This is a genomic window from Rhodococcus sp. NPDC049939 (genome assembly GCF_040656415.1).
GTDB lineage: Bacteria > Actinomycetota > Actinomycetes > Mycobacteriales > Mycobacteriaceae > Rhodococcus_F.
Genome location: NZ_JBFAMC010000001.1, coordinates 460612 through 481565 on the forward strand (window position 1 = coordinate 460612; position 20954 = coordinate 481565).

The window sequence follows — 20954 nt, forward strand, 5'->3', positions numbered from 1 at the left end:
TCGGCGTGTGGGGTGCCGTAGGCAATCTGAGTAACTATACGGAGCGGGTCGTCTTTTTTCGCCGTTTCCAACACTCCACTCGCCGCCGAGGGCCCTTGGAACCGCGAAGGTCGGACGGAGGCCGCCGGCCTCTCAGTGAAGGACTAGTCGGAGATGGTGCGAACGTGCAGTCCGGACCCGAAGGTGGAGACGATATCCGCCACGGGGATTCCGAGGCTGGCCGTGCCACCTTCGGGTGCCAGCACCAGATTCGCCTCCGTGCAGTTGGGGGCACCGCTGGCATTCGAACCACTGGTGATACCCAGTGCGAGGGTTCCCGTGACGATTGCGCCGCCGCTGTCGCCGGCGAGGGTGCATGCGGTACCCGCGAACCCGTTGATCGTCCGACTGACCCCGTCCGCTACGTACAACTGCGTCTCGACATGGTCGGCTGCGACGATGCCGCAGGTGAACGACGAGGTCTGACCCGACTTGCAGATCGGTGCGCCGACCACGGGTCGAGCGATGCCGGTGATCTGCAGAGTGGTGCCGTTCGCGCCTCGGATCGCGGGACGATCCAGGCCGGCCTGCACTCCCGCCTCGTTGAGAGCGATGACCGAGTAGTCGAGCTTGTCGTTCGGGTCGCCCACCGACGAGTGTGCGAACGTGCCGATCTGGGTGCTGTCGTCGATGTTCTGCTCATTGGGGAGGAACACCGGTGACGGCTGGCCCTCGGCTGGGTTGCAATGCCCGGCGCTGATGTTGACGGCCTGGCCACTGCCGTCCACCCCGTTGAAGCCCAGTGAGCAGACACCGATCTCCGAAATCGGAGTTTCAGGCAGGTGGCCCGCGGTAGTGATGTATGTGTCGCCGCCGAGGGGGCCGCCCTCGACCGGACCGCCGTTACCGGGACTCAGCATGACCTTCACATTGGCGAGAAGGGTGGGCAGGTTGAGTGCCTGGCCGAGTGGGCTGTTGACGATATCGATGACGACGCGGTTCTCGAGGACGTCGATGGATGCCGAGTTGACCAGCGAAGCCAGTTCCCTCGGAAGGAGTGCGATCCAGCTGTTCAGCTCGGCCAGTGTCTGCTCGAGGCCGTCTGCCGAGACGGGAGCCATCCGGGTCGCGTAGCCATCATTCCGGGCTCTGTCGGCGGCCGCAGTTGTGGTCACCGCGACGACGGGTTGGCCATCTTCGCTGATCCAGGCGCCGGCGAAGTCTTCTGGATGCTGCGCCCGGAACTCCTCGGCGTAGCTGCCGAGCTCTTGTGCCATCGCGGCACGATCCAGGTATTCCTGTGGACTGATCTTCAGATCGCGGGCGATCGCGTCGACGAGGTCGGTCGGCAATTCGTCGGCGCTGAGCTGGGTTATCTGGGTTTGCGTAACGGGGTTGGCCTGGGCGGGAGTGGAAAACGGAACTAGAAGAAGCATTGCCGAGGCGCCTGCTAGAGCGGCGCGGCGCGCCAACACGTTACGCATGAAATCCCTTCTGCACGGGCCCCTTCACGACGGGACCCTTCTGGGGTGAGTACCAGCGACTACCTTAAGGCACTCGAGGCCGGGGTGTTAGGGAGGATGCAGCTTCTTTATCTCAGAGACAGGCGGTGGGCCGAGCGTGACGGCTCTGCGGCCAGGAACTGTGGTATGGGAAGTGAGGCCTGCGCGGCGGTGTGCATCACGTGCTCCACCACCGCTTCGACGCGGTCGTCGGGTACGAGCGCGAGGGCTGATCCGCCGAATCCGCCGCCGGTCATGCGGGCCCCCCACGCGCCCGCCTCTAGGGCGGCATCGACGGCGTTGTCGAGTTCGACCGAGCTGACTTCGTAGTCGTCGCGCAGTGAGAGGTGAGATGAGGTCAGAAGGGTCCCGATATCTGCGACCCGTCCCAGCGTCAGTAATTCGGCGACTTCGCCCACTCGCTTGATTTCGGTGAGCACGTGTCGGACCCGTTTCACCGATTCCGGTGCGGTCAACGATCCGAGCACGGCGTCCGCATCGTCTATATCCCGCAGAGTTTCCACCCCCAGTTCGGCGCAGGCCACCTCCAGGGCGGCACGCCGTTCGCCGTACTGGCCGTCGACGAGTCGGTGTGGCGCGTTGGTGTCGATTATGAGGAGTCGTCCGTTTGCCGACTCGAAGTCGACGGGCACAGGTCGGGTGTCGGCGCTGCGGCAGTCCAGCAACAGCGCGTGGCCCGGTTGCGCGAGCATCGCCACCGTCTGATCCATTCCGCCCGTGGGGGAGCCCGCGATTTCGTTCTCGGCGCGTATACATGCGTCGATCAGGCGAAGGCGACCGTCCGAGTCGGTCGGATGTCCGAGCAGATCGGCGACGGCCAGCGCAAAGGCGCATTCGAGGGCTGCCGAGCTCGACAGCCCGGACCCGACGGGAACAGAAGAGTGCACCGCCAGGTCGAATCCCATCCCTGCAGAGATGGTTCCCGAGTTACGCATCGCCCACACCACACCGGCGACATATGCCGCCCAACCGTCGGGATGGCCCGGTGCCACCTCCGAGAGGTTGCCGCGCCACTGTTCGTCGGTGTGGGTGGAGACGCAGTGCAGCTGGTCATCGTCTCGAGCGCGTACCGCTACTGTCGTGACGTAGGAAAGGGCGAACGGTAGGACGAGGCCTCCTGCGTAGTCGACGTGCTCGCCGATGAGATTGACCCGCCCCGGTGCGGCCCACACGCCATCAGCGGCTCCACCGAATGTGCTGTGGAACAATACTTCCGCGCGATCCGCAAGGGTATGAACCCCGATAGGGGCTACCCACGGTTGTGTCGTCACGAGGCCACCTCGCGAAGGCGATCGGCGATCTGCTCCGGTGTGGCGTCGTTGATCCATGCGCCCATCCCGGACTCCGATCCGGCCAGGTACTTCATCCGCCCGGGCGATCTCATCATCGAGAACAGCTGCAGGTGCAGACGGCCGTAGCGCCGATCTGCGCCGATCGGGGCTTGGTGCCACGCGGCGATATACGGTACGGCGTCGACCCCGTCGAAGAATCGATCGACGCGCTGTAGCAGTTCGAGGTACACGGAGGCGAGCTCGTCCCGTTCGGCTTCGTCGAGTTCGGACAGGTCACCCACGTCGCGGTGGGGTGCGAGGTGCACCTCGACCGGCCAGCGTGCGGCTGCGGGAACGTAGGCCGTCCAATGCTTTGCGGAAAGGACGACGCGCCGCCCCGAACGGCGTTCGGTGTCAAGCACGTCCGCCAGCAGCAGCCGACCGGTCCGCTCGGCATGCTCGCGTGAACGTCGGATCAGAACGGACGTGCGAGGGGGCAGATATGGGTACGCATAGATCTGGCCGTGCGGGTGTGTGAGGGTCACGCCGATTTCCTTGCCGCGGTTCTCGAAGCAGAACACCTGGCGAATCCCGGGCAGGGCCGACAGCTCGGAGGTGCGATCGGCCCACACGTCGACGACGGTGCGGACTCGGTCCACGCTCAGGGTGGCGAAGGTGACATCCGGGTCGCTGGTGAAGCACACAACCTCGCACCGGCCGGTTCCGGAGGCCAACGGCCACAGTGGTTCCTCGTCGACGTAGGCGGGTAGGTGCTGGTCGTTGCCGATCATCGAGAGCGAGGGGAATCGATTCTCGAAAACCACGACGTCGTAGTCGTCGGCGGGAATCTCGGTGGGCGCCTTGCCTTGTCGACTCGGTGCGAGCGGTGATTCGTTCATCGGTGGGTGGAACGTGCGATCCATCCGCTGTGCGGCGATGATCACCCACTCGCCGGTCAGCGCGTCGAACCGGATCTGCGACTGCGAAACCGCCGGCCGAAGTGGCCGAGAGTCGACCAGTTTCCTGGTGGCGGCACCTGAGACGTACGGTTCGGAGTCGTCGAAGTAGATCAGCTCGCGTCCGTCGGCGAGCTTCATGCGGGTCTTCCGCACTTTGCCGCCTGCCGGGGCATGCAGCGTTCCGGGTTCGTCACCCGTCGTCATCGAGGTTTCTCTCTCGCTCTTCGTGAGCTACCACCAGGTCACCGACATGGTCGGCGAGTGCTTCCTGTGCAGCCCGGTCGAGCCCGGCGTCGGTGACGAGAATGTCCACATCGGACAGGGGAACTGTGTTCGCCAGTGCGGTGACACCCCACTTCGTGTGATCGGCGAGCACGACGACGCGTCGTGACGATGCGACGAGAGCCTGATTTGCCTGTGCCTCCATCAGATTGGGGCAGGTAAGGCCGGTGTCGATGCCCAGTCCGTGCGTCCCGAGGAACAGCATGTCCATGTGAATCCCGCGTAGCGCGGCGACCGTGAGGGGACCGACGAGTGCGAACGACGGCGTCCGCTGGCCGCCGGTGAGCAGCACGGTCTGGTCGTCACGGCCGTCCTCGTGGAATGCGTCGGCGACAGGGATGGAATTGGTGACGATGGTGATGTCGGGGACGTCGAGTAACTCGTGTGCCAGGGCGTGCGTCGTCGTTCCGCCGGAAATCCCCACCGACGTGCCAGGGCGGACCAAAAGGGCTGCGGCGCGGGCGATCGCGCGCTTGGCTCCGAGGTTGAGACCTGACTTCGCCGAGAACCCCGGTTCGTGCACACTCGCGGATCGGGGGAGGGTAACCCCGCCATGCACACGGTCCACCAGGCCTTGTGCAACGAGTTCGTTGATGTCTCGTCGGATCGTCATACCGGAGACGCCGAGAGTGGCGCCGAGATCGGCCACTTTGACGGCGCCATGAGCGGTCACTTCGTCGAGGATCAACTGCTGACGTTGACGAGCGAGCATCATGCGAATGCCTCACCTTTTCGGACGCCGTTTTCGAGGTTGCAGCGGCCATCGAATTGCATGCTCAGCGGGTTCGTTGCAGGCTCCTTCACCGAGCCTCGCCCACTGTCCATGCTCATGATCTGGACTTGAATGTCGGAGAGTCAACAAGAACGAATAATTCTGCACTACCCGTTAGGTTGCCTGCTCAGTGCAACTGACAATACAGAATAGAGCGAATTCTTGTCATATGCGATGCTCCTGTGACGAGCGGCCTTGTCGGAAATGTGATCGAACTTGTTCGAATTCGAGTGAGAAGGAGTTCGGCTGCCGGAACCTCGATTTTGCCGACGAGGAACAGTGTTGCACTCGCCACGGGAGCAGCGTTGTGGCGACTGGTGATCGGTAGGGTTGGACGGGTTGCGCCGCGCCTGCGGCACCTGGATGTCCGCGAGGCGAAGTTTCGGGTGTCGGGAACAAATGCCGACGGCTCTCCGTTGAACTCTTTGGCAACATTGAGCGTACTAGACTCAAGTTGAAATTGACTCTCGACGCGGTCGGGGTGCAAACTTGAGCCGAGGGCGCTCACCAAGCGCAAGACTGCAGCCCAGCTACGGCACCAACTGCCAATCGGACTGCAAAGATGAAAGTGAGGAACACTATGGCTCGTGCCGTCGGTATCGATCTCGGTACAACGAACTCGGTCGTGTCCGTTCTTGAGGGCGGCGAGCCCGTAGTGGTCGCCAACGCCGAAGGTTCGCGCACCACCCCATCTGTCGTCGCCTTCGCCAAGAACGGTGAGGTCCTGGTCGGCCAGCCTGCCAAGAACCAGGCGGTCACCAACGTCGACCGCACCGTCCGTTCCGTCAAGCGCCACGTCGGCACTGACTGGAACGTGGAGATCGACGGCAAGAAATACACGTCTCAGGAGATCAGCGCGCGCACGCTCATGAAGCTCAAGCGCGATGCTGAGGCATACCTGGGTGAGGACATCACCGACGCTGTGATCACCGTCCCGGCGTACTTCGAGGACGCGCAGCGCCAGGCCACCAAGGAAGCAGGCCAGATCGCCGGCCTCAACGTTCTGCGCATCGTCAACGAGCCCACCGCGGCTGCGCTGGCCTACGGCCTGGACAAGGGTGACAAAGAGCAGACCATCCTGGTCTTCGACCTCGGTGGTGGCACCTTCGACGTCTCGTTGCTCGAAATCGGCGACGGAGTCGTCGAGGTCCGCGCAACCTCTGGTGACAACCATCTCGGTGGCGATGACTGGGACGAGCGCATCGTGACTTGGCTCGTCGACAAGTTCAAGGCTCAGAACGGGATTGATCTGACCAAGGACAAGATGGCTCTGCAGCGTCTGCGCGAGGCTGCCGAGAAGGCCAAGATCGAACTGAGCTCCTCGCAGAGCACGTCGATCAACCTTCCCTACATCACGGTCGACGCGGACAAGAACCCGCTGTTCCTCGATGAGCAGCTGACCCGCGCCGAGTTCCAGAAGATCACCTCGGACCTGCTCGACCGCACCCGCGCGCCGTTCCAGTCCGTGATCAAGGACGCGGGTATCAAGGTGTCCGACATCGACCACGTCGTGCTCGTCGGTGGCTCCACTCGCATGCCCGCCGTCACGGACCTCGTACGCGAGCTGACCGGCGGTAAGGAGCCCAACAAGGGCGTGAACCCGGACGAGGTCGTCGCCGTCGGCGCCGCTCTGCAGGCCGGTGTGCTCAAGGGTGAGGTCAAGGATGTCCTGCTGCTCGATGTGACCCCGCTGTCGCTGGGTATCGAGACAAAGGGTGGGGTGATGACCAAGCTCATCGAGCGCAACACCACGATCCCGACCAAGCGTTCGGAGACCTTCACCACCGCTGATGACAACCAGCCTTCGGTGCAGATCCAGGTGTTCCAGGGTGAGCGCGAGATCGCTTCGCACAACAAGCTGCTCGGTTCCTTCGAGCTGACCGGCATCCCGCCGGCTCCCCGTGGGGTGCCGCAGATCGAGGTCACCTTCGACATCGATGCCAACGGCATCGTGCACGTGACCGCGAAGGACAAGGGCACCGGCAAGGAGAACACGATCAAGATCCAGGACGGCTCCGGCCTGTCCAAGGAGGAGATCGACCGGATGGTCAAGGATGCCGAGGCGCACGCCGCCGAGGACCGGGCTCGCCGCGAGGAGGCCGAGACCCGCAATCAGGCCGAGTCGCTGGTGCACCAGACCGAGAAGTTCATCAAGGAAAGCGAGGACAAGGTCCCGGCCGACGTCAAGGAGAAGGTCGAGGCTGCCATCAAGGAAGCCAACGAAGCTCTCGCCGGCAGCGACATCTCGGCCGTCAAGACCGCGGTGGAAAAGCTGGCCAACGAGTCGCAGGCTCTCGGGCAGGCGATCTACGAGGCCGGTGCGGCTGACCAAGCCGCAAGCACCGATGGTTCCGGTCCGAGCGGAAGCGACGACGTCGTCGATGCCGAGGTCGTGGACGAGCCGTCCGACGCGGAGAAGAAGTGACGCCCGACAACACCGAGCAGGAGCCGGTTACTTTCGTGGACAAGCGGAAGATCGACCCCGAGACCGGTCAGATTCGGGACGCTGAACCGGTAGCGGAACCCCTTGCGGGCGACGCTACCGCTCCGCAGCCCGGCTCGGTGGATGAAGGGGCCTCGGTGGACGAGGGGACAGAGTCCGACAAAGGGACACAGCCCAGTGAGGCAGCGCCGAAGTCGGACGAATTGGCCGAGCGTACAGCGGATCTGCAGCGTCTGCAGGCCGAGTACGCCAACTACCGTCGTCGAGTTCAGCGGGACAAGCAGTCCGACATTGCCAACGCCAAGGCGTCTGTCGTCGGCGAGCTCATCGGAGTGCTCGACGACCTCGACCGTGCACGCAGCCACGGCGACCTCGACTCGGGGCCGCTGAAGGCGGTGGCGGACAAGCTCGTCGGCGCCCTCACCTCGCTTGGACTGAGCGAATTCGGTGCCGAGGGCGAGACATTCGATCCGTCGCTGCACGAGGCTGTGCAGCACGAGGGCGAAGGTCACGACCCGGTCGTCGGCACGGTGATGCGGAAGGGCTACAAGTTCGGCGACCGTATCCTGCGGCATGCGATGGTAGCTGTGACCGATCGTGTCGGCGAGACCGACGCGAGCACCTCCGATCAGGCTGCGGAGCCGGCCGAGGCGGAACAAGAATAGGAATGAGAGGAGGAGACGCCCAGTGAGTCAACGGGAGTGGATCGAAAAGGACTTCTACAAGGAGCTGGGCGTCTCGTCCAAGGCGTCCGCGGACGAGATCAAAAAGGCGTACCGCAAGCTTGCACGGGACCTACACCCTGATGCGAACCCCGACACCGAGACCGAGGAACGCTTCAAGTCGGTCAGTGAGGCGTACGCGGTGCTGTCGGATCCTGCGAAGCGCAAGGAATACGACGAGGCCCGACAGCTCTTCGCCAGCGGCGGCTTCGGGCGCGGTGGCGGATTCCACCCCGGAGCCGGCGGCTTCGGCCAGGGCGGCTTCGATGTGGGTGATCTGTTCGGTGGTGGCGGGGGCGGCGACGGCGGCCTCGGCGACATCTTCGGTGGGTTGTTCAACCGTGGCGGAGGCGGCGGGGCGACCCGTACATCCAGCCGCCCTCGCCGCGGAAGCGATGTGGAGACGGAGACCACGCTCGAATTCCGTGAGGCCACCCTCGGGGTCACGGTTCCGCTCCGGTTGACCAGCCCCTCGGCGTGCACCACATGTCACGGCAGCGGTGCCGAACCGGGTACGAGCCCACGTGTGTGTCCGCGCTGCAACGGGACCGGAATCATCACCCGCAACCAGGGTGCCTTCGGGTTCAGTGAGCCGTGCGACGACTGCCGAGGCACCGGCTCCATCATCGATTCTCCTTGCCGGGAGTGCCACGGCAACGGCATCACCAACCGGACCCGCACCATAACTGTGCGCGTCCCCGCGGGTGTCAGTGACGGACAGAAGATTCGACTGGCAGGCCAAGGAGAGGCCGGTCTACGCGGCGCACCGTCCGGGGACCTGTTCGTCACGGTGCGGGTGCGTCCCGACAAAGTGTTCGGGCGCACCGGCGACGATCTCACTGTCGTCGCACCCGTCAGTTACGGTGAACTCGTACTCGGGACTACGGTCTCGGTTCCCACCTTGGAGGGACGTGTAGGTGTGAAGATTCCGGCGGGCACAGCCGACGGCCGGATCTTGCGCGTGCGTGGGCGAGGCGTACCCAAGCGCGACGGTGGCGCCGGTGACCTACTGGTCACCGTCAAGGTCGCGGTTCCGCAGAAGCTCGACGACCCGGCCACAGATGCGCTGAAGGTGTACCTGGAGGCAGAGAAGGCCAGTGGATTCGATCCCCGGGCTGGGTGGGCAGGTGCCTGATGGCCGACAAGACAGAGAGGTCGCGCGAAACCTCGGTCGACCCGGACGCTCAGATCTTCGTGATCTCGGTGGCCGCGGAATTGGCGGGTATGCATGCTCAGACATTGCGCAATTACGACCGACTCGGTCTGGTCACACCGCACCGTACATCGGGTGGTGGGCGGCGTTACTCGCCACGGGACGTCGCGTTGCTCCGAGAGGTGCAACGCCTCTCCCAGGACGAGGGCGTCAACCTCGCCGGGATCAAGCGCATCATCGAACTGACCAACCAGGTCGAAGCTCTACAGCACCGCGTGCGGGAATTGGCCGAGGAGATCGCCCAGATCCATGCCGGTTACCGGCGCGACCTCGTGCCGGTTCCGCGTAGCAACGCGCTCGTGGTGTGGAAACCGAGACACCAGCGCTGATGATCAGACAGCACGGCGGATCTGATCAGCTCAGGTAGTCGTCTCCTAGCTGTACTTAGAACTGGTTGTTCTGGAAACCATCGAACGATCCGACGTATCCACGGTTGAACCTGAAGTGGTTTCCGTCGTCGTTCTTGTAGTATCCGTTGCCGTTGTTTCCATGACCGTACTTCACGGGGACGACGAATGGGTTGGAGAGGTCATTGGGGAGTGGGACCGGCATCGAAACAGTCTGCGTTTGCGCCTGATACGCGCTGTCGCTGTTGACGCCGACCGCACCTGCGACCCCGACGGTCATGCCGGTGATGGCCAGCGCCATGGTGGGCACCGCGATCAAGACCGAGATGCGGCGGCGGGTGGAAGGCATGGTAGTTCCTCCTGGTAGTGACGTTGTGTAGTCGTTTCCGGCCTGCACCTAGTACTGGTTGTTCTGGAAACCACCGAAGAACCCGCCGCCGTATCCGCGGTGTCCTCTGTTCTTGAAGTGCCCGTGACCTCCGTAATGCTTCGCGGGGACGATGAATGGGCTGGCGAGGTCGTTGGAGACCTGCATCGAAACAGTCTGTGTTTGCGCCTGATACGCGCTGTCGCTGTTGACGCCGGCGGCACTTGCGACCCCGACGGCCGTGCCGGTGATGGCCAGCGCCATGGTGGGCACCGCGATCAAAACTGAGATGCGACGACGGGTGGAAGACATGTTTTTCTCCTGGTGAGTTGTTCGCGGGAGACCGCGGTGGTTCTGATCAGCTCCAGTAGGCGTTTCCGGGCTGCACTAGGTACGGGTTGTTCTAGTAACCACCGAAGAACCCGCCGCCGAATCCGCGGCCGAACCTGAAGTGATCTCCGTAGCCGTTCTTGAAATGTCCCCCTTTGAAGTGTCCGCCCCTGAAGTGTCCGCCCTTGAAGTGCCCGCCTCCATAACCGTGCTTCACGGGGACGACATATGGGTTGACGGTGGCTTCCAGGCCGTTCGAGTCGAGGGCGGACGCCGGCACAGTCTCACTAGCGGGCGATGCGATGTACGCTGAAGATTCCGTGACCCACTGCCCGGCCGGATCGGACAACCCGGCGATAACGCCAGCCATGTCGATTTCGTTGGAGACCGGCATCGAAACAGTCTGTGCCTGGGCCTGATACGCGCTGTCGCTGTTGACGGCAGCCACGCCCGTGGCCCCGACGGTCAGGCCTGCGATAGCCAGCGCCGTGGTGGGCACTGCTATGAAAAGTGAGATGCGACGGCGGGTGACAGACATGATAGTTTCTCCTGGATCAGACACTTCAAGAGCTACGGAAGCGTCTCAGATAGGTGAGAGGTTCAAATTTCGATCCTCGATAGATTCGGTATACACCGAATATGCCGTGAGCGCTCGGCCGAGCGCGTCCACCAAACGGATCGAATTCAGGCTGAATCCTCTGTCCCCGAATCGGGGGACACTGTCCGTGGGGACCCGGGTCGGTGAAGAAGTATGCAGAGAACGTTGTCGGAGCCGGGCCGGATAGGAGTGGCTGTGACGATGTTGCGTGTCGTGGTGGGAGACGACCATCCGATATTCCGTGATGGAGTCGTCCGGGCGCTGCTGGCCAGCGGTAATGTCGATGTTGTCGGCGAGGCGGACGACGGTATCGCCGCATTGGAGTTGATCAGGGAACTCGCCCCCGACGTAGCCCTGCTCGACTACAGGATGCCGAAGTTGGACGGGTCCGAGGTAGCTGAAGCGGTACAACGGGATGCGCTGACCACCCGAGTGCTCCTCATCTCCGCACACGACGAGTCCGCGATCGTCTACCACGCTTTGCAGGTAGGGGCCGCCGGATTTCTACCGAAGGAGTCGACTCGCGCGGAGATCGTGAAAGCGGTTCAGGACTGCGCCGGAGGTGAGGTCGTTCTTCCGGCCCCCCTTGCAGTCGGTTTGGCCGGCGAGGTGCGTCGGCGGAGTGAACCGTCGGGGCCGGTCCTCAGTGGGAGGGAGACGGAGGTGCTCGCACTGATCGCAGGTGGTCAGAGTATTCCCGCGATCGCCGCAGAATTGTATCTAGCGCCGTCGACGGTCAAGACGCACGTGCAACGCCTGTACGAGAAGCTCGGGGTGAGCGACCGAGCTGCCGCAGTGGCCGAAGCCATGAGGCGCGGATTGCTGGAATGACATGCACCATCCGTCGCACAGCCGGGTAGTTCGGCGCTACTCCACCGAGGCGGTCCGGGTGACCGCCGTTCTCCGGTTGCCACTGATCGGGCTGATGTCACTCCTCGGGCCAGTGATCCGCGTAACGCACTGGAAACCAGACGTTTTCGCTGGGTTGCTGATCGTGTATGCGGCGGTTGCGTTGGGCTGGATGGTCCTGGTGCTCGTATGGGAGGTAGGGCCATGGGCGGGGTGGATGTCCACCGCCGTCGATGTCCTGGCGGTCGTGTCTTTGTCCATTGCCTCGGGTGGTGCGACTTCCGTGCTGCTGCCAGTGTTCTACCTGCTGCCGATCTCGGTGGCTTTCCAGTATCGACCACGTCTGACCGCGATCGTCGGTATATGCACTGCCGTCGGGTATCAGTTGGCGTGGATCGTCTACTCCAAGCGCGACGACACGATGGGTTTCCCATCTGAGGTATACCTCTACTTCGGGTTCCTGCTGTGGCTTGCGGCGGCGACCACGGCGCTTTCCTATGTCCTGGTTCGTCGCTCGGCGACGGTGATCTCGTTGTTGGACGTTCGCAGGCAGTTGATCGCAGAGTCCATGGGCGCTGAGGAACGTCAGCGCAGACAACTGGCCGAGCACCTACACGACGGCCCGCTCCAAAATGTCCTTGCAGCCCGGATGGACGTAGAGGAAGCGCTGGAGCGGCACCCGGACGAGATGCTTGCCGCTGCCGAGTCCGCGTTACGGGAGACGGCCGCCCAGTTGCGGTCCACCGTGACATTGCTGCACCCACAGGTGCTAGAGCAACTTGGTCTCAGTTCAGCACTCCGCGAACTCGCGGACCTACACGCGAGGCGCTCCGAAATCGAGACGTCCGTCGAAATCGACGAAGTCGGTCACCCGGAATGCCAACAACTGCTGTACCGCGTTGCCCGCGAACTGCTGGCGAACGTGACCAGACATTCGCACGCCACGAAGGTGAATGTGCGGCTGACTCGCTCCGATGGGAGCATCACGCTGGCCGTCGTCGACGACGGTCGGGGGTTCGATCCCTCCGTCGTCACGAAGCGTGTGGCGCAGGGACACATCGGGTTGGCTTCCCAGATTGCGCGTGTCGAGAACGTCGGCGGCACATTCGATATCGCCACAGCGCCAGGTAAAGGCACACGCGCGGTGGTGACGGTTCCGGCATTCAGCGAAACCAAGCCGCACTCGTTGATCGACTGACCGCCTTCTGTCCCACCGAAGGTGTAGTGCGCGCCAATGGTCCGCACGTTCCTCGTCGCTGTTCACGCTCGTCATCGCGTGACCGGGCATTGCAAAAAGGTGGAACAGGTTTCAGTTTCTCGAGATTTCGGGCTATCGTGTCGGTGACCCAGGACACAGGATTTCATGCGACCGGACTGCGCGGCCCGCTGTCGCGGTAGAAGTGAGGACAACAGATGAAAGACGAACTCGCCGATCTGCATCGGCCCGCCTTCGCTGCGGACCTGCTCATCACCGCATTGGACCGCCACAGTGACAAGCCGGCCCTGTACATCGGCGACGTGGTACTGACCGGCGGTGAGATGCGCGATCAGATCAGCCGGTTTGCCCAGGCGCTCGCCTCGCTCGGAATAGGCAAGGGCACCAGCACGGCCATGCTCTCGAAGAACAGGCCCGAGGTCCTCATCAGCATGGGTGCCACCATGGTGTCCGGATGCCGCAACAGTGCGCTCAATCCGATGGGTTCGCTCGACGATCACCTCTACATCGTCAACGATGCCGAAATCGAGACGCTGATCTTCGACCCCAACGCCTTCGAGGACCGAGCAGCGGAACTGAAATCGAAGTCGCCGTCGATCAAGAACGTGTTGTCGTTGGGGCCTTCGGAAGTGGGGGTCGACATCCTTGCTCTGGCAGCCACCTTCACGCCGCAGCGGCTCGTCGCGGCCGACGTGGACATCGACGACAGCAGCAGCATGGTCTACACCGGCGGAACCACCGGTAAACCCAAGGGTGTGATCGGTTCCTATGGGTCGGGTGCCGCGCTCAATCAGATCCAGATGGCCGAATGGCAGTGGCCCGAAGAGCCGCGTTTCCTGATTTGCACACCGCTGTCACACGCTGGTGCAGCCTTCTTCATTCCGACTCTGCTCCGTGGTGGCGCCTTGATCGTGCTGCCGGCATTCGAGCCCGGAGCGGTGCTGGAGGCGATCGAAAAGTACAAGATCTCCGCGACGATGCTCGTGCCCACCATGATTTACATGCTCATGGATCACCCCGACCTGCCGAACCGGGACGTATCGAGTCTGCAGACGATGTTCTACGGGGCATCGACCATCTCACCGGCGAGGCTGAAGGAGGGCATCGAGAAGTTCGGTCAGATCTTCTTCCAGTTCTACGGCCAGACCGAATGTGGCATGACCATCGCTGTCCTGCGCAGAGAAGAACATATCGCGACGGACCCGAGTCGCCTCGCGACCTGCGGGCGGCCTGTGCCATGGCTGAAAGTCGCTCTGCTGGACGATGACCTGAACGAGGTGCCGCAGGGCGAACTCGGCGAAATCTGCGTTCGAGGCCCGCTCATCATGAAGGGTTACTGGAACAAGCCCGAGGAGACTGCCGAGGCATTCAAGGGCGGGTGGCTGCACACCGGCGACATCGCGCGCAAGGACGAGGCCGGATTCCTCACGATCGTGGACCGGAAGAAGGACATGATCGTCACCGGCGGATTCAACGTGTTTCCCCGCGAGATCGAGGACGTCATTTCAGCACACCCTGCTGTGAGTTCCGTCGCAGTGGTTGGCGTTCCGGACGAGAAGTGGGGCGAGGCCGTCAAGGCATGTGTGGTGCTTCGCGACGGACAGTCGGTGGACGCGGACGACTTGGTCGAAAAGGTCAGGGCGGCGAAAGGGCCTGTCCACGCGCCCAAATCGGTCGACTTCGTCGACAGTCTGCCGCTTACACCGCTCGGCAAACTCGACAAGAAGACGCTGCGCTCCCGCTATTGGGAGAGTGCGGATCGAGCTGTCGGATAGAGGCACATGCCGGGTGATGCCTGGGGACCCGTTCTGAGACTTGGCAGAAAGCAACTATAGTCTGCCAAGTAAATCGCGGCTGAGCCGCGTTCAGTCACTGACGAGGATGCGCGGTGGATTCACAGGCAATATCCCTGGTCAAGGCGAGTTTCAAGGCCGTGGCCGCGGTGCAGGACGGGCCAAGTACTCTCGCCCGGAACTTCTATGCCCTGTTGTTCGCACGGCATCCAGAGGTGCGGGACTTCTTTCCGGCAGCTATGGACGTGCAGCGCGAGCGGCTGATCACAGCGATCCAGTACGCCATCGATCGCCTCGAGGATTCCGGCCAGATCATTCTCTATCTCCAACAACTCGGCCGCGACCACCGGAAATACGGTGTCGAGGATGCACACTATGTCGGCGTCAGTGAGGCTCTGATAGCCGCAATCGCGGAGTTCCCATCCGCCGAGCCGTGGACCGACGAACTCGAGCAAGCCTGGCGGGACGTCCTCGCCCTCCTGTCAGCGACCATGATGGATGCCGCCAATGCCGAAAGCGGCCCTCCAGCCTGGGGGGCGACGGTGGTCGAGCATCTTCAGGTTCGAGAGGACGTGTCGATCACTCGACTCCAACTCGACGAGCCGATGGATTACCTGGCCGGCCAGTACGTGAGCGTGCAGGTGCCGTCCCGGCCCAGAATGTGGCGCTACTTGTCGCCCGCGAATCCGGCCAACGATCAGGGCATTGTCGAGTTCCATGTCCGCAAGGTCTCGGGCGGATGGGTCAGTCCCGCAATCGTCAGCCAGACCCTGGAAGGTGAGCGGTGGCTGCTCGGTTCTCCGCTCGGCGATCTCAAGGTCCGAAATGACACAGACCGCGACATTCTCATGATCGGCTCGGGCACAGGCATCGCCCCGTTGCGGGCGCAGATCCTCCAGATGGCGCAGCGTGGCCAAAGCCGCAGAGTCCACGTGTTCTTCGCAGGCCGGTATCCGTGTGATCTCTACGATCTCGGTACCCTGTGGGCGCTTGCGGAGCAGAATCCGTGGCTGACCGTCGTACCGGTTACCGAGGAGGACGAGGACCCGTGGTGGTACCGCGGCCCGAGCAGTGCCTCTTTACCCGGGATGCATCGCCGATTGACCGGCAAGGTGGGCGAGGTTGTCGCCGACTTCGGGACGTGGGCCGAGCGTGATATCCAACTGATCGGCTCGGAGTCGATGGTCAAGACCACCAAGTTCCGGCTTCATGCGGCCGGAACTCCCCCTGAGAACATTCGGCACGACCCGACCTACTGATCCAAGGGCTCAGTAGGGGTCGAATTGGATGTTCTCGGCCGGTGTTCCGGTGTCGCGCAAACGGTCGAGGGTGGCTCGCGTCATCGCTGCGGAACCGCATACGAGCACTTGGTGTTCGGTGAAGGCCCCATAGGACGTAACGACCTCCGGCAGAGTGCCCTCGACCAGATCGTCCTCGGTGAATCCCACGTCCACTTTGATGCGCTCATACCACTCGTCGGGCCAGTCGGGGTCGGCGAAGCTCTCCACCACGGGTACGACGGTAAGCCACGGCAACTCCTGCATCAGCAGGTAGAGCATGTCCGAAGCGTACAGATCTCGTGGGGTGCGGCCACCTGTGAACAGGAATACCTTCGGCGGATTCGGTCGGCGTGCCAGGTCGAGCAGGATCGATCGAAACGGTGCCAGCCCCGTGCCGCCTGCGATCATGATCACATCCGGTCCGTCCTCGTCTACGGACATGGTTCCGCGCGGCTCGAAGATTTGCCATTGGTCGCCGGGCGAGGTGTCTGTGACTATGCCACCGCTCACCCATCCGCCGGGAACTGATCGGACATGGAACTCGAGTTTGCCGTCCAGGGACGGCGGCAGTGCCGGGGAGAGCCGGCGCGGCAGGCGCGGGTTCTGCGGCACGCTGACGTCCACATACTGACCTGGCGTGAATGGGACGTTGTCGCCGATGAGGCGGATCACCGCGAGATCGTGTCGTAGACGATGATGTTCGACCACGGTGGAGGTCCAGGTGGTCTTCGTGGCTTGCATGGCGTGATCGCTCTCTCGAGGTTGTACCGGATTGCAGATGGGTCGGACGAGCGGCGCGACTAGATCAGAGGGTCGTGCCGGATCAAGTTCAATGGCGTCCCACCGCGCTGCAACGCGTAGACGGTGGTCTTGATCATCGACGGCGAACCGGAGACCTGGATCTGCCGATCTGCCCACGAGCCGAACTCCGCGACGACACGACCGGGCTTCCCCAGGAGCCGTCGATGCAGTCCCGGTGGCGGTTCAGGGACGGGTGCGGTGTGCCACCATGGATTCTCGTCTTCCTCGGAGACGGGAACCACGGTGAGCCAGGGATTGCTGAGCGAGATCTGCCACAGAGTTTCGATGTCGTACAGGTCGCAAGGGTACTTGCCTCCGACGAACAAATGGACTCGCGGATTGTGAGCCCGCATTGCCATTTCCATCACTTGCGCACGCAGCGGTGCGATACCGGTACCGGAGCCGATCATCAGGACATCGCGTCCGGAATCCCGGTCGACCTGCAGACCGCCGAGAGGCGAGCCGAGCAGCCAACGATCACCCACCTGAGTCTCGTTGACCATGGCGGGGCTGACCCATCCGCCTGACACCCGTCGCACATGGAACTCGATTTGCCCGGCAGGGTTGGAGGGGATCGCCGCCGACAGATAGCGCCACATTCGGGGTCGCTGCGGAACCTGCACGCTCAGGTACTGTCCGGCCCCATAGGGAATGGGAGAATCCGTCTCGAGTCGCACGATCGCGAGGTCGTCGAGCCGTCGCTCATGATCAACGACGGTGGCACCCCAGGTGGCCGGAAGGTCGTCCTCCGCGGCGGCGGTGGCCATGGTGTCAAGCATGAGATCGATGAATTCTGTCCACGCGGTTGTCAGCGACGGCGTCCAGATGGCCTGGGTGAAGGAGCCTTGCACCGCTTCCAAGAGTGAACCGGCGGCAGCCGAGTAGTGCCTTTCGTCCACGCCGTACTTGCGGTGGTCGCGACCGAGTTGCGCCAGGAACCCCATGACGCGCTCCTCGTCGTCGAGGTTGTCGATGACGAACTTGAGTGCCTGGAACACCCGAGGGCCCAGCTTGTCGAGCGCAGGAGGGAACAGCACGCGGAAGTCCGGGTGCTCGGCGAAAAGGGAGGAAAAGAACAGGGTGGTCAGCCGGGTCGGACCCCGTTCGGTAAGAGCGATCGACGAAAAACTGGCGCGCAGACGCGAGATCACGAACGGATCGAGGCGGTCTCGTGTCAAGCGGGCCCCTGTGTTGAATACGTGTCGGTTCGAACATCAGCAGTCTAACCGCCTTCGCTACCCACTGCCGTTCGCCTGCCAGGACCGTTCATCCACCGAAGGATTCAACGAGGAACGAACCGACAAGGCCGGGTCGTGCTGGGACGAGTCTCGGAAAGGGCAGGTTCGGACGCCGTTGGGGGTGGCGGTGGGCAATGATGAAGTAGCGGATGCCGCAGCACCGAAATATTTCAAAGTTGAGTGGAACAGACTCAACTTTTCATTCGTTGAGAAGATGACAGCGCCGTTCGGGCTCTCGGCCCCAGCGGCGGACCGCTCTCTTTTGTCAGAAGAGGTGACCTAGTGGACTCGTTCAACCCGACCACCAAGACGCAGGCCGCGATGACTGCTGCACTCCAGTCGGCGTCCTCTGCCGGTAATCCCGACATCAGGCCGGCTCATCTGCTCGTCGCCCTGCTCGACCAGACCGACGGTATAGCCACCCCGTTGCTGGAGGCCGTCGGGGTCGACCCCTCTGCTGTGCATCGTGAGGCGCAGACTCTTGTCGACCGACTGCCCAAGACCACAGGGGCCACGGCCACGCCGCAACTCGGGCGCGAGGCTCTCGCCGCGCTCACGACTGCTCAGCACTTGGCCACAGAACTAGACGACGAATACGTGTCGACCGAACACCTGATGGTAGGGCTCGCATCTGGTGATTCGGATGTGGCCAGTCTGCTCGGGCGGCGCGGCGCCACCCCGGAGGCGTTGCGCGATGCGTTCACCACTGTCCGCGGTAGTGCGCGCGTCACGAGTCCTGATCCGGAAGGTACTTATCAGGCGCTGGAGAAGTACTCCACCGATCTGACCGCGGCGGCGCGTAACGGAAAGCTCGACCCAGTGATAGGTCGCGACAACGAGATTCGGCGTGTCGTGCAGGTTCTCAGTCGACGCACCAAGAACAACCCCGTGCTGATCGGTGAGCCCGGGGTCGGTAAGACCGCGATCGTAGAAGGCCTGGCCCAGCGCATCGTCGCCGGCGATGTACCCGAATCACTTCGCGGGAAGTCCGTCATCTCGCTCGATCTCGGCTCGATGGTGGCGGGGGCCAAGTATCGCGGCGAATTCGAGGAGCGGCTCAAGGCGGTTCTGGAAGACATCAAGAACTCGGCGGGCCAGATCATCACATTCATCGACGAACTTCACACCATCGTCGGTGCTGGTGCGACAGGCGAATCCGCAATGGATGCCGGAAACATGATCAAGCCGATGCTCGCCCGCGGCGAGTTGCGGCTCGTCGGTGCGACCACGCTCGACGAGTACCGCCAGCACATCGAGAAGGATGCGGCACTCGAGCGGCGCTTCCAGCAGGTCTTGATCGGTGAGCCCTCGGTCGAAGACACCGTAGGCATCCTCCGCGGGCTCAAGGAGCGGTACGAGGTGCACCACGGTGTCCGCATCACCGACTCTGCGCTGGTCGCGGCGGCAACGCTGAGCGACCGCTACATCACGTCCCGATTCCTACCGGACAAGGCGATCGACCTCGTGGACGAGGCCGCGTCCCGGCTGCGGATGGAAATCGACTCGCGGCCAGAGGAAATCGACTCCGTCGAACGGATCGTCCGTCGCCTCGAGATCGAGGAGATGGCGCTGCAGAAGGAGTCCGACGAAGCGTCGAAGGAGCGACTCGAGAGGCTGCGCAGGGAGCTGGCCGACGAGAGAGAGAAGCTCAACCAGCTCACTACACGCTGGCAGAACGAGAAGCAGGCCATCGATTCCGTTCGAGAAGTCAAGGAACAACTCGAGGCATTGCGCGGCGAAGAGGAGCGCGCCGAACGCGACGGCGATCTCGGCCGGGCAGCAGAGCTGCGGTACGGCCGAATTCCGCAGCTGGAGAAGGAACTCGAAGAGGCGGCTCGCGCATCCGGTGCCGCCGCAGACGGTGATGTCATGCTCAAAGAAGAAGTGGGCCCCGACGACGTCGCGGACGTGGTGGCGGCGTGGACCGGAATCCCCGCTGGTCGCATGATGGAAGGCGAGACCGCCAAGCTGCTTCGGATGGAGTCCGAACTGGGCAAGCGGGTAGTCGGTCAGGAACAAGCTGTCATCGCCGTGTCGGATGCTGTGCGTCGTGCCAGGGCCGGAGTTGCAGATCCCAACCGTCCCACAGGTTCGTTCTTGTTCCTCGGACCGACCGGCGTAGGTAAGACCGAGCTTGCAAAGTCCCTCGCCGACTTCCTGTTCGACGACGAACGTGCGATGGTTCGCATCGATATGTCGGAGTACAGCGAGAAGCACTCGGTGGCCCGGCTGGTGGGCGCTCCTCCCGGATACGTTGGCTACGAAGCGGGTGGCCAGCTCACCGAAGCTGTGCGGCGGCGCCCCTACACCGTCGTGCTGTTCGACGAGGTGGAGAAGGCGCACCCGGACGTCTTCGACATTCTGTTGGCAGTCCTGGACGAAGGCCGATTGACGGACGGCCAGGGGCGCACGGTCGACTTCCGGAACACCGTTCTGATCCTCACGTCGAACCTCGGTTCGGGCGGGTCGCGGGAGCAGGTGATGGATGCGGTGCGCCACGCGTTCAAGCCCGAGTTCATCAACAGGCTCGATGACGTCGTGATCTTCGATCCGCTCTCCGAAGAGCAATTGGAGTCCATCGTCGACATCCAGCTCGATCAGCTCTCGCGCCGCCTCGCAGCGCGGCGGCTGACGCTCGACGTCTCCGACTCGGCGCGGTTCTGGCTTGCCGTTCGGGGCTATGACCCCACGTATGGTGCGCGGCCGCTTCGTCGGCTCATCCAGCAGTCCATCGGTGACCAGCTCGCGAAGCTGCTACTAGCCGGTGACGTCAAGGACGGCGACACCGTTCCGGTGAAGGTTTCCGACAACGGCGATTCCCTGGTTCTCGGCTGATGTCAGATGGGTGGCAAAGGGCGTTCCAATGTACTTTGTCACCCATTGGGATTTCCACAGAGGCGCCTTAATTTGCGCCATTAGGCTGACGGTCCAAGCCCGCAGGAATGGGCAGCTGATGCCTCAGGGAGGGGCC

18 protein-coding genes are annotated in these 20954 nt (G+C 63.1%); 9 read left to right on the forward strand and 9 right to left on the reverse strand.

The features are described 5' to 3' along the window. Positions 1–143: 143 nt before the first annotated feature. The 4 genes from AB0I57_RS01955 to AB0I57_RS01970 all read right to left on the reverse strand — a co-directional run bounded on the left by AB0I57_RS01955 (position 144) and on the right by AB0I57_RS01970 (position 4729). Positions 144–1463: a S1 family peptidase gene (locus AB0I57_RS01955; protein ID WP_358329059.1), complete on the reverse strand. Its 1320-nt coding sequence runs from the start codon at positions 1461–1463 to the stop codon at positions 144–146. A gap of 107 nt (positions 1464–1570) precedes the next feature. Beyond that, on the reverse strand, positions 1571–2773 hold the full coding sequence (gene galK, locus AB0I57_RS01960; protein ID WP_358329062.1) for a galactokinase: 1203 nt from the start codon (positions 2771–2773) through the stop codon (positions 1571–1573). Further along, positions 2770–3936, reverse strand: coding sequence for a galactose-1-phosphate uridylyltransferase (gene galT / locus AB0I57_RS01965; RefSeq protein WP_358329065.1), 1167 nt, complete (start codon positions 3934–3936; stop codon positions 2770–2772). Before galT ends, galK begins: the two co-directional genes overlap by 4 nt. Next, positions 3923–4729, reverse strand: coding sequence for a DeoR/GlpR family DNA-binding transcription regulator (locus tag AB0I57_RS01970; RefSeq protein WP_358329068.1), 807 nt, complete (start codon positions 4727–4729; stop codon positions 3923–3925). Before AB0I57_RS01970 ends, galT begins: the two co-directional genes overlap by 14 nt. A gap of 637 nt (positions 4730–5366) precedes the next feature. Between AB0I57_RS01970 and dnaK the strand changes: the two genes are divergently transcribed. Genes dnaK through AB0I57_RS01990 form a run of 4 tightly spaced genes read left to right on the forward strand, consistent with a single transcriptional unit; the run spans position 5367 to position 9493 of the window. Next, complete coding sequence (gene dnaK, locus AB0I57_RS01975; RefSeq protein ID WP_358329070.1) at positions 5367–7211, forward strand: molecular chaperone DnaK; 1845 nt, start codon at positions 5367–5369, stop codon at positions 7209–7211. After that, positions 7208–7894 carry a nucleotide exchange factor GrpE gene (gene grpE / locus AB0I57_RS01980; RefSeq protein WP_358329073.1) on the forward strand — a complete coding sequence of 229 codons (687 nt, stop codon included), beginning with the start codon at positions 7208–7210 and terminating at the stop codon, positions 7892–7894. The genes dnaK and grpE overlap by 4 nt, the downstream gene beginning before the upstream one ends. Before the next feature lie 22 nt (positions 7895–7916). Then, positions 7917–9086, forward strand: a complete 1170-nt coding sequence (dnaJ, locus tag AB0I57_RS01985) for a molecular chaperone DnaJ (RefSeq protein WP_358329076.1) — start codon at positions 7917–7919, stop codon at positions 9084–9086. Next, positions 9086–9493 (forward strand): helix-turn-helix domain-containing protein, encoded by a 408-nt coding sequence (locus AB0I57_RS01990; protein WP_358329079.1) that lies wholly within the window; start codon positions 9086–9088, stop codon positions 9491–9493. The genes dnaJ and AB0I57_RS01990 overlap by 1 nt, the downstream gene beginning before the upstream one ends. A 55-nt stretch (positions 9494–9548) precedes the next feature. Here the strand turns inward: AB0I57_RS01990 and AB0I57_RS01995 are convergent, their stop codons facing one another. From AB0I57_RS01995 to AB0I57_RS02005, 3 genes are all read right to left on the reverse strand, one after another. Beyond that, positions 9549–9860 carry a hypothetical protein gene (locus tag AB0I57_RS01995; protein WP_358329082.1) on the reverse strand — a complete coding sequence of 104 codons (312 nt, stop codon included), beginning with the start codon at positions 9858–9860 and terminating at the stop codon, positions 9549–9551. A gap of 48 nt (positions 9861–9908) precedes the next feature. Next, positions 9909–10190 carry a hypothetical protein gene (locus AB0I57_RS02000; RefSeq protein ID WP_358329085.1) on the reverse strand — a complete coding sequence of 94 codons (282 nt, stop codon included), beginning with the start codon at positions 10188–10190 and terminating at the stop codon, positions 9909–9911. 91 nt (positions 10191–10281) lie between these two features. Next, positions 10282–10746 carry a hypothetical protein gene (locus AB0I57_RS02005; protein ID WP_358329088.1) on the reverse strand — a complete coding sequence of 155 codons (465 nt, stop codon included), beginning with the start codon at positions 10744–10746 and terminating at the stop codon, positions 10282–10284. Between the two features lie 261 nt (positions 10747–11007). Here AB0I57_RS02005 and AB0I57_RS02010 point away from each other — a divergent pair, with 261 nt between their 5' ends. The 4 genes from AB0I57_RS02010 (at position 11008) to AB0I57_RS02025 (ending at position 15923) form a co-directional block, all read left to right on the forward strand. Then, entirely contained in the window at positions 11008–11637 is a 630-nt protein-coding gene (locus tag AB0I57_RS02010) for a response regulator transcription factor (protein WP_358333043.1), read from the forward strand. A 1-nt stretch (position 11638) separates the two neighbouring features. Beyond that, a complete protein-coding gene (locus AB0I57_RS02015) occupies positions 11639–12853 on the forward strand; it encodes a sensor histidine kinase (protein ID WP_358329091.1) in 1215 nt (404 codons plus the stop codon). Between the two features lie 215 nt (positions 12854–13068). Further along, positions 13069–14646 (forward strand): AMP-binding protein, encoded by a 1578-nt coding sequence (locus tag AB0I57_RS02020; protein ID WP_358329094.1) that lies wholly within the window; start codon positions 13069–13071, stop codon positions 14644–14646. Positions 14647–14759: 113 nt separating this feature from the next. Beyond that, a complete protein-coding gene (locus AB0I57_RS02025; RefSeq protein ID WP_358329097.1) occupies positions 14760–15923 on the forward strand; it encodes an FAD-binding oxidoreductase in 1164 nt (387 codons plus the stop codon). Positions 15924–15932: 9 nt separating this feature from the next. Here AB0I57_RS02025 and AB0I57_RS02030 read toward each other — a convergent pair whose 3' ends face one another. Together AB0I57_RS02030 and AB0I57_RS02035 are read right to left on the reverse strand one after the other, a co-directional pair. Next, on the reverse strand, positions 15933–16685 hold the full coding sequence (locus tag AB0I57_RS02030) for an FAD-binding oxidoreductase (RefSeq protein ID WP_358329100.1): 753 nt from the start codon (positions 16683–16685) through the stop codon (positions 15933–15935). 59 nt (positions 16686–16744) lie between these two features. After that, positions 16745–17896, reverse strand: a complete 1152-nt coding sequence (locus AB0I57_RS02035) for a globin domain-containing protein (RefSeq protein ID WP_358333046.1) — start codon at positions 17894–17896, stop codon at positions 16745–16747. A gap of 369 nt (positions 17897–18265) precedes the next feature. Between AB0I57_RS02035 and clpB the strand changes: the two genes are divergently transcribed. Then, positions 18266–20818 (forward strand): ATP-dependent chaperone ClpB, encoded by a 2553-nt coding sequence (clpB, locus tag AB0I57_RS02040; RefSeq protein ID WP_358329103.1) that lies wholly within the window; start codon positions 18266–18268, stop codon positions 20816–20818. The last annotated feature ends 136 nt before the right edge of the window (positions 20819–20954 follow it).